We start from the raw sequence: 13,756 nt of genomic DNA, 5'->3' as shown, positions 1-13,756 counted from the left end.
ACACGAAGAGGTGCTGGAAATGGCATTTTTGAAAGGTAATTCTACGCTCTTTGCGCATTCTTTGCGCCCTCTGCGTGAAAAAATTAAGGAAAATTAGATTCATCACTACACTCCGCTCTTTCTTAGTGACAGACTAAATTATAATATAAGGAAGTTGAGATCCCTCGTCACTTCCCTCTCTGCCGGTAAGGAATTTCTGTCGGGATGACAATCGACTGTCATTTCGAAGGAGCTTTTTCAGCGACTGAGAAATCTCTTTAGTCGATGGAAGAGGTGCTGGAAATGGCATTTTTGAAAGGTAATTCTGCGCTCTTTTCGCATTCTTTGCGCCCTCTGCGTGAAAAAGTTAAGGAAAATTAGATTCATCACTACACTCCGCTCCTTTTTAGTGACCGACTAAATTATAATAGGGGAAGTTGAGATCCCTCGTCACTTCCTTCTCTGCCGGTCAGGAAGTTCTGTCGGGATGACAATCGCCTGTCATTTCGAAGGAGCTTTTTCAGCGACTGAGAAATCTTTTTTTTAGTGGACGGAGGTCGGAGGACGGTTTAAAGCAGTGATCAGTGATCAGTGGTCAGGAAAATGTAGCTGGAATGATTTTATAAATGACATTTTATAGGGATTTAATAGAAGAACTTGAGATCCCTCGTCACTTCCTTCTCTGCCGGTCAGGAAGTTCTGTCGGGATGACAATCGACTTTCATTTCGAAGGAGCTTTTTCAGCGACTGAGAAATCTCTTTTAGTGGACGGAGGTCGGAGGAAAGTGGATAGGAGGAGGTGTTGAAAATGACATTTTTGGAAGGTAATTCTTCCAGACAGTTTAAGGTAGAAATTTGAGATCCCTCGTCACTTCCTTCCCTGCCGGTCAGGAAGTTCTGTCGGGATGACAATCGACTGTCATTTCGAAGGAGCGTTTTCAGCGACTGAGAAGTCTTTTTTTTAGTGGAAGGAGGCCGGAGGACAGTTTAAAGCAGTGATCAGTGGTCAGTGGTCTGTGGTCAGGAAAATCTAAACGGAATGAGTCTATAAAATGACATTTTTGGGAAGTAGTTCTGCGGGAATAATCAACAATAAGAGAGTCTTTGCTCAACAAAAGCTTTTCCCTGAATGATGAAAAAAATTCTCAATTCGTACAAAGTCGTACTTCTAAAGTCGTACTTCGTCCTTCTAACTTTCTTTCAGCATTTCCAGGATCTTCTGCTCTACTTCAGCTGAATTCCATTTTTCTTCAATAGCAGGAATTTGCATCACTTCGTCCATAATAGCAGCCTGTTTATCTCCTAATTTTAAAGCTTCAGCATATGGAGCTTCAGAAAATGTAACGCGGGAATAGACAGGGATCCACTCTTCAGGATATTTTTCAGCGAAGTGTTTTTCGATCTTCTTCCGAAGTAAAAATTTGGGATTCGCGGTTTTGCTACTCATCTCCATAAAATTCCTGTAGCTGAGTTCAGCAATTGCATCGGCATTCGGCTTCCGAAGTTTTTGATAATGTGCAAAGATCTTTTCCCAGTCGTCTCCAAATTCATCCTCGAGCCTGCTGAGTTCAGAAATATCTTCAAATCCTGCATTCATCCCCTGTCCGTAGAACGGAACAACAGCGTGGGCAGCATCTCCCACCAGGGCGATCTTGTCATAGTAGCTCCACGGGAAACACTTCACCGTCACCAGGGCACTGGTTGGATTTTTGAAGAAGTCACGGGTGAGGTTAGAGATCTCATCCTTGATATCGGGGAAAAATTCAGCAAAAAAACTTTCGGCAGCAGCTTCAGAAGTCAGGGTTTCAAAGGAATGCTCCCCTTCAAAAGGCAAAAAGAGGGTGCAGGTAAAACTCCCGTCGAGGTTAGGCATAGCGATTAGCATAAACTTGCCGCGGGGCCAGATATGGAAGGAATTCTTGTCCAGCTTATGGGAACCATCGGCATTGGCAGCAATGCGCAACTCCTTATAGCCCACATCGATAAAATGTTGGGAATAATTGAACCTGCTTTGGCGCTGCATCTTGTGCCGAACGCGGGAAAAGGCACCATCGGCTCCAAAAATGAGATCAAAGTCGTACTCCTGCCAATTACCTTTTTCAGATTCACCGGTGTAGAGCTTAGCTTCAGCGAGATCCACGTCCCAAACCTTCTCTTCAAACCTAAATTCGGCGCCGGCAGCTTCTGCCAGGTCGATCATCTTCCGGTTAAGTACACCGCGGGAAATAGAATAGATAGCTTCTCCTTCTTTTCCATAATTCTGAAAATACACCGGACTGCTGTTGACATGCATGGCACGCCGATAAAGTGGAATGGCCAGTTTCCTCACCTCCTCCTCGATCCCGGCCTCGCGCAGTGCTTTCCAGCCACGATTGGACATTGCAAGGTTAATAGAACGACCGGAAAATTCAACAGTGCGAACATCGGGCCGCCTATCGAAAACCGTGACAGTATGTCCTTTTTGTTTGAGATGAAGGGCAAGTAAAGAACCTACAAGGCCCGTACCTACAATGGCAATGTTTTTTGAGTGCTGCATGTCGTTTGCGAAAATACAATTTTTTCCGGTTGCCGGTCCTGTAGTTCGGAGTCGAGAATTCGGAGTTCGGAGATTAAACTATTCCATATATAATAGTAGCTGAGGAAGCAAAAATTCGAATTTTAAAATTTTGAACCTTGAATCTTGAACCCGGAATAGCCGCAGAGCTGCTGCCGTTAAACCTCCGTTAAAGTGGATTTTTGTTAAAGAACCTTTCGTACATTTATTAGATGATCTGTAAGAAGCCTCTAATGAGACTGACTTCTTGCAGGTGCATTAACCAACAAACCCTAACCCGCAATCTCCAGATTGCATAAAAATGAAAGTTATGAGAGATCTAGTATGGCTTATTATTGTTTTACTGATCATTGGATGGTTGATAGGCTATTTTGCCTTTCCCGACCTTGGCAGTATAATTCACATCCTGATCGTGATCGCCGTGATCCTGATCATTTATAAACTTTTGACCGGAAGAAGTCTCTAAAATAGATTTCCCGTTATAGAACAGAGGCCGCCTCGTTAAGTATTGAGAAGAATGCTGAATCTACCATTGATTTAGAATGGTTTTTTAAATTTTCTTGTCTTTATTTGAGGTGGTCTCTCCGTTTCTGGGAAGTTGAATTTGTGAAGTTAGATTTTAGAAGTTAGAAGTACGAATTAGTCGGCAGTGCGCAGTAATTAGTAGGCAGTATTTTTTTGTAGCTTTAGCTGATGGCCTTTAAGCTTTATTTTTTAAGGTTACTCGTCACGGATTGCAAATCTGCGCGTATAAGAAATTACTTTTCCCGTTTTACCCCATCCCTTAAGGGAGCCGGGAAAAGCAGATAGAAATAGCAGATTGCACAAGCATCCGTTCTAAAGTCTTAACTCTAGGCTCAAGGCTCAAGGCTCAAGGCTCAAGGCTCAAGTAAATTAATCCTTAAACATTAATCATTAATCATTAATCCTTAAAAAATGTGGAATTTAAAAGGACAAACAGCAGTAATCACAGGTGGATCTAAAGGAATAGGTCGTGCTACGGTGCTGGAATTTCTAAAGTTGGGTGCCGAGGTGCTCTTCACCGGAAGAAATGCTGATGATATCTTAAAAGTAGAAGATGAATTCTCTGCGGACGGACATGCCGTAAAAGGCATAGTAGCCGATGTAACCAAACCTGAAGATCGTGAAAAAATTGCCGCCTGGACCCGGAACAACTGGAAAGCTGTCACCGTTCTGGTAAATAACGCCGGGATCAATATCCGGAAAAAAGCTACCGAAATTTCTGAAGATGAACACAGGCAGGTATTGGAGACCAATCTTATCTCTCCATTTTTACTCGCCAGAGAATTGTATCCTCAACTGGTAAATTCAAAGAACGGAAAGATCATCAATGTCTCATCGGCTGCCGCTACACAGGATGTAGGTACCGGCACTCCATATGCCATGGCTAAAGCGGGGCTCCTACAACAAACACGAAGTCTGGCAGTAGAATGGGCACGGGATCAAATACGAGTGAATGCAGTTTCTCCCTGGTACACGAGAACTCCATTAACCGATTCAGTTCTTCAGGGGGAACGCAAGGAAATGATCCTGCGTCGTACTCCGCTGCACCGCATCGCAGAGCCTGAAGAAATTGCTTCAATAATTGCATTTTTGGCTATGGACAAATCTTCCTTTATCACGGGACAAAATATAGTGGCTGATGGGGGGATGAGTGTCAAGGCATTGTAGAAGTTAGAAGTACGAGGTGGGAAGTACGAAGTGCTGAAAATCTGTTCCAGGTTGCAGGTTGCAGGTTTAAAACTGTTGCGAGTTGCGGGTTGCGGGTTTTGGATTGCGGGTTTTTCTGTTGCTTTTTTCTGTTGCTTTTTTCTGTCATCTCGACAGAGTATTCTATTTCGGTAGAAAGAGAATACGACGAGAGATCTCATTATTTTAGCTCTTGGCTTTTGGCTATTAGCTTCTGTACGTTGCGAGGGAGCTTTTAGAGCGACCGCGGCAATCTCCTGCTTCTGAGTTACCCTCTTTTTAATACCCTCAGCTTTTCGCCGTTAGACTTTTGCTTTACCTTTTCCCGTTTTGCCCCACCCCAAAAACTCGCCTGCCGGCCGGCAGGGGAGCCGGAAAAAGCTTCATTTAAATAACGTAATTCCTTATAAAATTTCTTAGGAATATTAAGTTTTAAGCCTTGGCTTTAGTAAAATATTTACTCAAAAAACTGCCAATATCTGCGGGAAACTTTTTCGTTTTACCCCAACCCTAAAGGGAGCCGAAAAAGTTTAGAGAATTAATATTCTATATTTATACAAACTTTACAAATATTCTACATGAAAAAATTTTTACTTCTATTAGTTATTGCCCTCCTCACCTCATGCAATAAAAATAAAGATCAAACAATAGTTCAAAAAATAGCAGAAGCTAATGGCATCGAAAACTTTGACGATGTGGAGGAACTCCGCTACACTTTCAATGTCCGAGTCAATGACACCCTCAGAACCAGTAGGGCATGGACCTGGAATACGAAGACATATATGGTTACCCTTACCACACCCGACAGTACCGTAACCTACAATCACAAAACAGAAGCCGCGGAAAACGAGAAGACCGATCAACGGTTCATTAATGATCAGTATTGGCTGCTATTCCCTTTTCACCTGGTGTGGGATGAGATGGAATGGGAACATACAGAAGAGGCTACAGCCCCCATTAGCGGGGAACAAATGCAACGCGTCACCGTCACCTATCCCGACGGCGCCGGGTATACTCCGGGCGATATGTACGAGGTCTACTTTGGAAATGATCATATGATCCAGGAATGGGTGTATCTATCCGGCGGCAGCCGGGAAACTCCTTTTGCAACCACGTGGGAAGATTATGAGGTTTATGAAGGAATTGCCATTGCAAAGATGCATAGAAATGAAGACGGGAGTTTTGAGTTATTTTTTACGGATGTGAAAGTCAAGTAATGCAATAAGTCACGATTTTTACTTCTGTCTATTTTATAAAGTAGGTTTTTAAAACTTCTCCAAACCTCCACATATCCTCAAAAGAACAATAAAATGGCGCCGGAGCTAACCTTATCACATTCGGTTCCCTCCAGTCCGTGATCACCCCATTTCGCATTAAGTAATGAAACAGCTCCTTCCCTTGCCCGTGCAGGAAAACTGACAGCTGAGTCCCCCGGTCCTTCGGAGTAATGATCTCAAAGTTCCCGCCGACTTCCTCTGCCACTTCTTGCAGGATGAATTCCAGGTAGGCCACAATCTTATTGCGCTTTTCGATTAAAGCAGGCATACCTACTTCCTCGAAATATTCCAGTGAGGCCAGGTATGGTGCCAGAGCCAGTATAGGAGCATTACTAACCTGCCAGGCATTCGCATCCGGTTCAGGTTGAAATTCAGGTTCCATTAAAAAGCGCTTTTCTTTATTATGCCCCCACCAGCCTTCAAAGCGGGGAATGTCTTTTTGTCCGTGGTATTTTTCATGCACAAAACATCCCGAAGCATTTCCAGGTCCGCTGTTCATATATTTATAACTGCACCAGGCGGCGAAATCAACATTCCATTCGTGCAGCTTTAGCTCGACATTCCCGGCAGCATGCGCCAGGTCCCAACCTACAAATGCACCGACTTCCTTTCCGGCTTGGGTGATGGTTTTCATATCCAGCACCTGTCCATTGTAGTAATTCACTCCGCCCATCAGTACCAGCGCACACTCCTCTCCTACTTCTTTAATTTTATCAAGAATATCTTCGGTCGTAAAATGATGTTCTCCTTCCCTCTTTTTCACCTCCACAATCGCCTCCCGCGGATCCAGCCCATGAAACCTCACCTGACTCGCTACCATATATTGATCGCTTGGAAATGCTTTCTCCTCCATAATGATCTTGAAGCGCTGTTTTGTCGGCCGGTAGAAAGATACCATCAGTAAATGAAGATTCACCGTTAGCGTATTCATCACTGTGACTTCAGAAGGTTTTGCTCCTACAATGGGTGCCAGTTTCTCTGCAAATCTTTCATGATAATCCCACCATGGCTTTTCCGCCTGAAAATGTCCTTCCACTGCCAGCTCCGCCCAGTCGGTCATGACCTCATCTACATATTTCTTGGCGTTCTTTGGCTGCAACCCCAGAGAGTTCCCGGTGAAGTAAATGACATCCTTGCCGTTGACTTTGGGGAAGTGGAATTTGATTCTATAGGAACGAAGAGGGTCTTGTTGGTCGAGAAGTTGGGCGTATTGTAGAGTATTTTCAAAAGTCATTCCTGAAAGTTTGGTTCAAAAATACATTTTTTAGAGGGAAGTTAAATGTCCGGTCGAGCGGAGTCGATACTTCATGACCTTTCACAAAATGCCAACACCCATTCACTTTGGAGCAAACTGAAAAAAGAAAAACAAATTCTTTTGCCCCTCCCTAAAGGGTGAGAATTAGTTTTTCTAAATTTACTACAGTGAAAAAAGATAATCCATATCATGATAATAGTATGTGGAAAGGTGCCCGATCTCAGATTTTCAAAAAGGCAGAGCATCTTCGCAACAATCCGACAGAGGCAGAAAAACTTCTGTGGGAAAAATTAAATAGTGGTCCTTTTAAAAAATTCCACTTCAGGCGGCAACATCCCATCCATAATTTCATTGCAGACTTTTACTCACATCATCTGAAATTAGTCATTGAAGTGGATGGAGGGTATCATGGAAATGCAGAGCAGCAAATAAAAGATCAATTACGCACAGAACTAATTCAGTTTCAAGAATTAAAAGTAATTCGCTTCACAAATCAGCAGATCATCCAAGAAATGGAGACGGTATTAGAAATTCTTTCTGAAAAGATAAATACCTAAAACTTTTTCCGGCTCCCTTTAGGGTTGGGGCAATCCGGCAAAAGTTTTATTTTAATCTTGGAATTTGGTGCTTGGAATTTGTAAGGGTGTACGTCCCTGATATTGGTTGACCACAAAATCAACTTGTATGAAACCAAATGTTCAATTACTTAGGAAGCATCGTCAGTACTCTGATGAATTTAAGAGGCAGATTGTTGCCGATTATGAAAGCGGAGACTTTAGCGTAAGGCAGTTAGAGCGACTTCATGGCGTGTCCGATCAATCGATTTACAACTGGATATATAAATTTTCTACCTTTAACGAGAAAGGTTATAGAGTCGTAGAAATGAAAGACAGTAGCAATAAAAAGATGCAAGAGCTGGAAGCCAAAAACAAAGAACTGGAGGCAGCTTTAGGGCGCAAACAGATACAGCTGGATTATCTTGAAAAGATGATCGAACTGGCTAAGTCAGAGCTTGATATCGACATTAAAAAAAACTACAGCACGCCACAATCAACTGGTTCAGGAAAAACAAAGAAAAAGTGAGTTATTCAATGAACCAATTCTATGAAGGTGTTGGGATCAGTAAACAAGCTGTACATCAATATGCTCAAAGACAAACTGTGTTGATCATCGCTTGATGGAGTTAATGTCTGAAGCCGATGATATTCGTAGAGACCATCCAGGTTGTGGGGTGGAGAAAATGTACCATACTCTAAAGCCTGATTTTATTGGGAGAGATCGTTTTGTAGAGACTTTTATGCAATTGGGTTACCGTCTCAAAAGAAAGAAAAATTACAGACGCACTACTATTGCCGGTAAAATCTACTATCCAAATAAAATCAAAGGAATAGAAATCAATGCACTTTCGGTGGTGTGGCAAAGTGATATCATCTATTACCGTGTAGGGGATAAATTCTATTATGCAGTCTTTATTATAGATGTTTATAGTAAGAAAATTGTTGGTTATGAAGTCTCTGATAACATGAGAGGGACAGCAAATCTAAAGGCCCTGAAGATGGCTTTAAAGAACCATAAAGCTCCAAAGATCCACCACTCAGATCGAGGAAGCCAGTATACTTATAAATCTTATGTTGATCTTTTAAAAGCTAATACAACTACTATTAGTATGGCTTTAAGTGCACAGGATAATGCTTATGCCGAAAGAATTAACAGAACAATAAAAGAAGAATATCTGGATCACTGGAAGCCACAATCTTTTAGTCAGCTTAAGAACCAGGTGAACAAGGCAGTGAAAAACTATAATAGTAAAAGATCACACAATCACTTAGAAAAAAGGAACCCTGAAGAGTTTATTAATTATTGGTCGACACTCAAACCAGAAGAAAGACCAGTAATTACTATTTTTGATAATGAAAATTAATATCTAAAACCGGTCAATACTAATCAGGGAAGTTCAGGGATGGACTAACTATTTCCTCCTGGAAATAGTTAATCCATCCCTTACCGGCAACATCACCGTCTCCAACCTTTCATCTTCTGCTAACAGCCGATTATATTCCAGCAAAGCTTTGGTAGATTCATCATCTTGTTTGACCTGCTCCACCACTTTTCCACTCCAAAGGACATTGTCTGATAAAATGACTCCACCGGGACGCAGCTTTTTCATGATCTGCTGAAAGTAGGTGGGATAGTTGGGTTTATCGGCGTCAATAAAGATGAGGTCAAAATCCTCTTTTAGAGAGGGAATGATTTCAGTTGCATCTCCCAAATGCTGCACAATCTGATCCTTCCAGGGAGAGGCGTCAAAATACCTTTTTTGAAGATCCATCAATTCCTCATTTATGTCGATGGTGTGCAGTACTCCATCTGACTTTATTCCCTCTGCCAAACATAAAGCTGAATAACCGGTATAGGTTCCCATCTCCAGAATGTTCTGCGGATTGATAAGCTTGGACAACATACTCAGCAGCCGACCCTGATAATGTCCGCTGAGCATTCGCGGCTGTAAAACCTTCTGATTCGTTTCCCGGTTTAATTGCTGAAGTAATTCCGGTTCTTTAGCGGAATGGGCTACTATGTAGTCGTCTATTTCTTGTGGAAGAAAATGCATTTGGAAGTACGATTTTAGAAGTTAGAAGTGCAAAGTTAAGACAACTTTTAAAAAGCTGTTCGGTGTTGGCCTTTAGCTATTAACTTCCGATTAACTACTTCTGTACTATCCAATTACTTTTTCGGCTCCCCTGCCTACCGGCAGGCAGGCTTTAGGGTGAGGGGTAAAACGAAAAAGAGTGCGAAGGTTCTAATTTTTGAAGCCTAGGCTTAGCCAAAAGAGTTGCGGGTTCCGGGTAGCGGGGAAAGGCTTTGCATAAATATCAACGGCTCCATTTCCTTTGGAGAGGGCTGAGGAGAGGATGAGGGAAAGAAATTTCCGTATTCCTAAGAAGTGGATTGCCGCAGTCGCTTTACAGCTCCTTCGCAAAGACAAAAAACATTGGGATTTGGTGCTTGAGGGTTGGTACTTATGTTGGATAGAACAGCTCCTCACCTTTGGAGAGGAGGGGGTGACACCTAGAATCTTCGTTTCACTGATCCCGCAAGTTCCTCGATCTCCTCTTTCACCTTGTCAGCTTCTTTCTTGAGGTCGTCACCTATGGAAGTATCCATTCCGTGTTTTTCGGCACTGCGCATTACTTCACTTTTGATATCGTTGGTTGCATTTTTGATGCTGCGCATACCCTTCCCAAGCCCTTTGGCGATCTCGGGTATTTTATCGGCACCAAAGACCATCACAAGGATGAACATGATAAAGGCGATCTCAGCCCCACTAATAAACAACGGAAGTGTCAACATAAGACTGCAAATATACTCACTATTCTATTCATTGGAAAAGGGGGCTTGTTAATTCTGTCTTGGCTTCGTCCCTCTTCTTTTCAAGAAGTTTTTAAGGAAGAGTCAAGATCGCTGCGCCTGCCGCCTGGCAGGCGGACTACAAGAGCCAAGAGCCAAGACTGGTTTTCGACAGCTTCGCACCTCCTGCGGAGGAATCTGGGTATCACCACCCCACCCGCCTGCGGCGGGCACCACTGCCTGTGGCAGGTGGGTAAAACGAAAAAAGGGAACTCAGACTAAATAAGAAAAAAAGATACCTCAATTAACTCCCCTCCTTAGAGGGGCCGGGGGAGGACGAGCACAAAAAAAACCCTCCGCAAATGGAGGGTTTAAAAAAAATTTCATGTGCCGGTCCTCCTTCCGAAGGAAGGAAAAACACCTTCAGGTGTTTTGAACCTCAACCAGCTCCCCTCCTTTTTTCAAGGAGGGGTGGCAGGCGATAGCCTGACGGGGTGGTCCGGAGACGTATCCCGCCGCAGGCGGCATTACTGCTGCACCTGCTCCTTAAACTCCTGAAACTTATCAACTTCTTCCTGCTGTGGCCATGAATTGTTGTCCACGTTCACATCTGCAGTTTCAAGATCCGGATCGACTACGATCTTCACAATCTCTTTGTCTGTTGCCAGCGCACGACTCACCTGCTGATCGTTCTTTCTCCAGATTTGTACCGGATATGTAACTTTTTCCGAAGTACCATCAGCGTAAGTGTACTCAACAATGATAGGCATTACAAGTCCGCCCGGTTTGTTGAAGGTCACCTGATAGAAATATTTAGGAACCTTCATAGAAGCTCTTTGCTGCGGAGTGAAATTGTCCATCAAATATTCATTTAGTGTCGGTGCATTTTCAGCAGGAGTTTTGCCTTTCATTTCAGCATTAAACTCTTCACTACCTTCCTCTACTACATAAAGCAGATCCATTGATGAAGGATCCTCTACTCCATAACGCTGAAGTAGCTCTGCACCTTCTTTGGTAGGCTTATCGGTGATATGGAACTTCTTTACTTCCTCTACTCCTATATCTACAAAATCTGTAGTATAGAACCATCCTCTCCAGAACCAGTCAAGATCAACGGCCGATGCATCTTCCATTGTTCTGAAGAAATCTTCAGGAGTTGGGTGCTTGAACATCCATCTCTGAGAATACGTCTTGAAAGCATGGTCAAAAAGCTCTTTTCCCATCACTGTTTCTCTCAAAATATTAAGAGCAGTTGCAGGTTTACCGTAGGCGTTGTTCCCCAACTGATAAACATTCTCAGGATTTGACATTATAGGAGCAATATATTTTTGATCTCCTTTCATGTAGTTCACGATCTTTGAAGGCTCTCCCCTTCTGGAAGGGTACTTGGTGTGCGGCGCGATATCATCAGGATATTTTTCCCCATATTCCTGCTCGGCTACATACTGCATGAAAGTATCGAGACCTTCATCCATCCAGCCCCACTGGCGCTCATCGGAATTCACGATCATTGGGAAAAAGTTATGTCCAACTTCGTGAATGATCACGCTCATCATTCCGTACTTCACACGATCACTATATGTTCCGTCCTCATTCGGTCTACCGTAGTTCCAGGAGATCATAGGATATTCCATTCCCTGATTCTTGGCATGAACTGAAATGGATTTGCTATACGGATACGTAAATGTATGGTCTGAATAAGACTTCAAGGTATGAGCTACTACTTTAGTAGAAAAATCTTCCCATAACGGATTTCCTTCTTTTGGATATAAAGAAACTGCCATGACATCTTTCTCTCCCAAATCAACAGCCATCATATCCCAAATGAACTTTCGGGAAGTGGCAAAGGCAAAATCTCTAACCATTTCAGCTTTAAGCTTCCAGGTCTTCTTCTTGTCTGAAAAACCTTTTTCGGCAGCTTCGGCTTCTTCCTGTGTCACGATCATCACCGGCTTATCGTAAGATTTCTTAGCCTGCTCATAACGGCGCATCATTTCCTTGCTGAAAACCTCTTTTCTGTTCTGGAGCTCTCCTGTCCCGTCCAGAATGTGATCTGCAGGTACTGTGATATTTACTTCATAATCTCCAAACGGAAGCGCAAATTCACCATTCCCCCAGAACTGGTAGTTCTGCCATCCTTCTACATCATTGTAAACAGCCATTCTTGGGAAGAATTGGGCGATCACATAAACATTGTTCCCATCTTCAGGGAAATGCTCAAAACCTGACCGAGCCCTGTCGGTAACGTGATTGTTGATATTGTACCACCATGCGATGTCAAATGTGAATTTTTCTCCCGCCTTTAATGGCTGCGGAAGATCTATTCGCATCATGGTGTTGTTGATCACTGTTTTTAGAGGCTTTCCATTTGCGCTCACTTCGGTAATGTTGAATCCGCCGTCAAAAGGCTCTTCCATATATTCTGAAACAAAGTTGCCCGGCTGTGCTACCGGTGCGATTCCATTTCCGTCCTTAAGTTTAGCTACTGCCTCTTTTGAACGAATATTTTGATCCAGTTGCACCCAAAGATATTCGAGTACATCGGGTGAATTATTGTGATAAGTGATGGTTTCACGGCCGGTCAGTTTTTCATTTTTATCATCCAGCTCGATGTCCATCTTGTAATCGGCCTCATTTTGATAGTATGCTGGCCCGGGTGCACCGCTTCCTGTGCGGTACTGGTTTGGAGTAGAAAATTCCTGGTACAACTGGCGGAATTTATTCTCATTAATGTGTCCTCCTTCCCTTTGCTCGGCCTGCTGTTGTGCTTCCTGGGCAAATACCCCGGCCGTAAACAACATAAAAAAAGCCGCAAGGGCAGTTCTAATTGATCTCATATGTAAAATTTAAGTTTAGGTTGCTAAAAATAATTGAATTCTGAAGTTTCACAATCTTAATTGCTGAAATTTAACGTGCCGCTCAAAGCATCACGCATTAAAAGCAGACTCTTAATAGTCCCGCCATATTCTACCTTCACCACGTTTTTTTGCTCCGGAAAAAGATCGGTCAAAACTGCATTTTCGACACCTATAGTTTTTATGGGTTCGACATTTTCTACCTCCAGGTATACCAGCAGCTGATCTTTATCGTACTCTTTGCCAATGTAGTTGAAGCTCCTCTCTTTTCCATTTACGCTTACGCGAAATTTACTGCGGAAGTACTTCTCCACATACTCATCGGCAGCAGGATGCTCATCATTCTTCACAAGCACTATTTCCTTGCTGTAGCGGGTTTGCAATAAATCTTCCAGGTCATCTGTGAAGACATGTGAAATAATTTGCAGCGAACGCTGCCTTTCGTTGTACTCTATATCTGTTGCGCTAACATAGAATTTATGGGCTGCAGTAAATGCCATTAGCGGCAAAGTCGCTAAAAAAAGTAGAATTATTTTTTTCATGAATTACTCTAACCTGAAGTTGTCTTGTTTATAACAAAGACCGTTCCATTGCAGGTATAGGAAGTAAGACTGCAGGATTTGGATAAGGTTTAATTTGAGTTCGGAGTTAAGAGTTCGGAGTTGGTAGGGGCAAAATATAATTAGCCCGGGGCTTTAGCCTCGGGATTAAAAGCAACGCAACAAGAGCCCTGTACGGGCGACAAAAAGCCCCACCCCGTCCTGCCGACACCCCTCCG

12 protein-coding genes are annotated in these 13,756 nt (G+C 43.0%); 6 read left to right on the top strand and 6 right to left on the bottom strand.

Annotation, left to right across the window (positions count from 1 at the left end; all coding sequences use genetic code 11):
• Positions 1-1,168: 1,168 nt before the first annotated feature.
• Positions 1,169-2,515, bottom strand: a complete 1,347-nt coding sequence (locus ACXYMT_RS06485; RefSeq protein WP_459058268.1) for an FAD-dependent oxidoreductase — start codon at positions 2,513-2,515, stop codon at positions 1,169-1,171.
• Positions 2,516-2,843: 328 nt separating this feature from the next.
• Here ACXYMT_RS06485 and ACXYMT_RS06480 point away from each other — a divergent pair, with 328 nt between their 5' ends.
• From ACXYMT_RS06480 to ACXYMT_RS06470, 3 genes are all read left to right on the top strand, one after another.
• Positions 2,844-2,999 (top strand): lmo0937 family membrane protein, encoded by a 156-nt coding sequence (locus ACXYMT_RS06480; protein WP_029038389.1) that lies wholly within the window; start codon positions 2,844-2,846, stop codon positions 2,997-2,999.
• A 470-nt stretch (positions 3,000-3,469) separates the two neighbouring features.
• A complete protein-coding gene (locus ACXYMT_RS06475) occupies positions 3,470-4,225 on the top strand; it encodes an SDR family oxidoreductase (RefSeq protein ID WP_459058267.1) in 756 nt (251 codons plus the stop codon).
• Between the two features lie 596 nt (positions 4,226-4,821).
• Positions 4,822-5,460, top strand: a complete 639-nt coding sequence (locus ACXYMT_RS06470) for a hypothetical protein (RefSeq protein ID WP_459058266.1) — start codon at positions 4,822-4,824, stop codon at positions 5,458-5,460.
• 28 nt (positions 5,461-5,488) lie between these two features.
• On the opposite strand, the gene kynU is transcribed toward ACXYMT_RS06470, so the two are convergent.
• Positions 5,489-6,754 carry a kynureninase gene (gene kynU, locus ACXYMT_RS06465; protein WP_459058265.1) on the bottom strand — a complete coding sequence of 422 codons (1,266 nt, stop codon included), beginning with the start codon at positions 6,752-6,754 and terminating at the stop codon, positions 5,489-5,491.
• Between the two features lie 188 nt (positions 6,755-6,942).
• Here kynU and ACXYMT_RS06460 point away from each other — a divergent pair, with 188 nt between their 5' ends.
• The 3 genes from ACXYMT_RS06460 (at position 6,943) to ACXYMT_RS06450 (ending at position 8,696) form a co-directional block, all read left to right on the top strand.
• Positions 6,943-7,332 carry an endonuclease domain-containing protein gene (locus tag ACXYMT_RS06460; protein WP_459058264.1) on the top strand — a complete coding sequence of 130 codons (390 nt, stop codon included), beginning with the start codon at positions 6,943-6,945 and terminating at the stop codon, positions 7,330-7,332.
• A gap of 127 nt (positions 7,333-7,459) precedes the next feature.
• On the top strand, positions 7,460-7,858 hold the full coding sequence (locus ACXYMT_RS06455; protein WP_459058263.1) for a transposase: 399 nt from the start codon (positions 7,460-7,462) through the stop codon (positions 7,856-7,858).
• A gap of 94 nt (positions 7,859-7,952) precedes the next feature.
• Positions 7,953-8,696 (top strand): IS3 family transposase, encoded by a 744-nt coding sequence (locus ACXYMT_RS06450; protein WP_459059153.1) that lies wholly within the window; start codon positions 7,953-7,955, stop codon positions 8,694-8,696.
• A gap of 48 nt (positions 8,697-8,744) precedes the next feature.
• On the opposite strand, the gene ACXYMT_RS06445 is transcribed toward ACXYMT_RS06450, so the two are convergent.
• The 4 genes from ACXYMT_RS06445 to ACXYMT_RS06430 all read right to left on the bottom strand — a co-directional run bounded on the left by ACXYMT_RS06445 (position 8,745) and on the right by ACXYMT_RS06430 (position 13,520).
• Positions 8,745-9,386 carry an O-methyltransferase gene (locus ACXYMT_RS06445; RefSeq protein ID WP_459058262.1) on the bottom strand — a complete coding sequence of 214 codons (642 nt, stop codon included), beginning with the start codon at positions 9,384-9,386 and terminating at the stop codon, positions 8,745-8,747.
• Positions 9,387-9,844: 458 nt separating this feature from the next.
• The gene (locus tag ACXYMT_RS06440) at positions 9,845-10,126 is read right to left on the bottom strand and encodes a Sec-independent protein translocase subunit TatA/TatB (RefSeq protein WP_459058261.1); all 282 of its coding nucleotides are present in this window, start codon (positions 10,124-10,126) and stop codon (positions 9,845-9,847) included.
• A gap of 524 nt (positions 10,127-10,650) precedes the next feature.
• On the bottom strand, positions 10,651-12,960 hold the full coding sequence (locus tag ACXYMT_RS06435; protein ID WP_459058260.1) for a M1 family metallopeptidase: 2,310 nt from the start codon (positions 12,958-12,960) through the stop codon (positions 10,651-10,653).
• Between the two features lie 56 nt (positions 12,961-13,016).
• The gene (locus ACXYMT_RS06430) at positions 13,017-13,520 is read right to left on the bottom strand and encodes a DUF6702 family protein (RefSeq protein WP_459058259.1); all 504 of its coding nucleotides are present in this window, start codon (positions 13,518-13,520) and stop codon (positions 13,017-13,019) included.
• Positions 13,521-13,756 lie beyond the last annotated feature (236 nt).

The organism is Salinimicrobium sp. CAU 1759 (assembly GCF_054482715.1).
Note: the sequence above shows the minus strand (reverse complement) of the source record. Positions and strands in the feature narration are given on the sequence as shown.

Excerpts from the sequence above, each read along its gene's own strand:
- ACXYMT_RS06480 (WP_029038389.1), top strand. The coding sequence starts at position 2,844 with ATGAGAGATCTAGTATGGCTTATTATTGTTTTACTGATCATTGGATGG.
- ACXYMT_RS06470 (WP_459058266.1), top strand. The coding sequence starts at position 4,822 with ATGAAAAAATTTTTACTTCTATTAGTTATTGCCCTCCTCACCTCATGC.
- ACXYMT_RS06435 (WP_459058260.1), bottom strand. The coding sequence starts at position 12,960 with ATGAGATCAATTAGAACTGCCCTTGCGGCTTTTTTTATGTTGTTTACG.
- ACXYMT_RS06485 (WP_459058268.1), bottom strand. The coding sequence starts at position 2,515 with ATGCAGCACTCAAAAAACATTGCCATTGTAGGTACGGGCCTTGTAGGT.
- ACXYMT_RS06450 (WP_459059153.1), top strand. The coding sequence starts at position 7,953 with ATGGAGTTAATGTCTGAAGCCGATGATATTCGTAGAGACCATCCAGGT.
- ACXYMT_RS06440 (WP_459058261.1), bottom strand. The coding sequence starts at position 10,126 with ATGTTGACACTTCCGTTGTTTATTAGTGGGGCTGAGATCGCCTTTATC.
- ACXYMT_RS06475 (WP_459058267.1), top strand. The coding sequence starts at position 3,470 with ATGTGGAATTTAAAAGGACAAACAGCAGTAATCACAGGTGGATCTAAA.
- ACXYMT_RS06430 (WP_459058259.1), bottom strand. The coding sequence starts at position 13,520 with ATGAAAAAAATAATTCTACTTTTTTTAGCGACTTTGCCGCTAATGGCA.
- kynU (WP_459058265.1), bottom strand. The coding sequence starts at position 6,754 with ATGACTTTTGAAAATACTCTACAATACGCCCAACTTCTCGACCAACAA.
- ACXYMT_RS06455 (WP_459058263.1), top strand. The coding sequence starts at position 7,460 with ATGAAACCAAATGTTCAATTACTTAGGAAGCATCGTCAGTACTCTGAT.
- ACXYMT_RS06445 (WP_459058262.1), bottom strand. The coding sequence starts at position 9,386 with ATGCATTTTCTTCCACAAGAAATAGACGACTACATAGTAGCCCATTCC.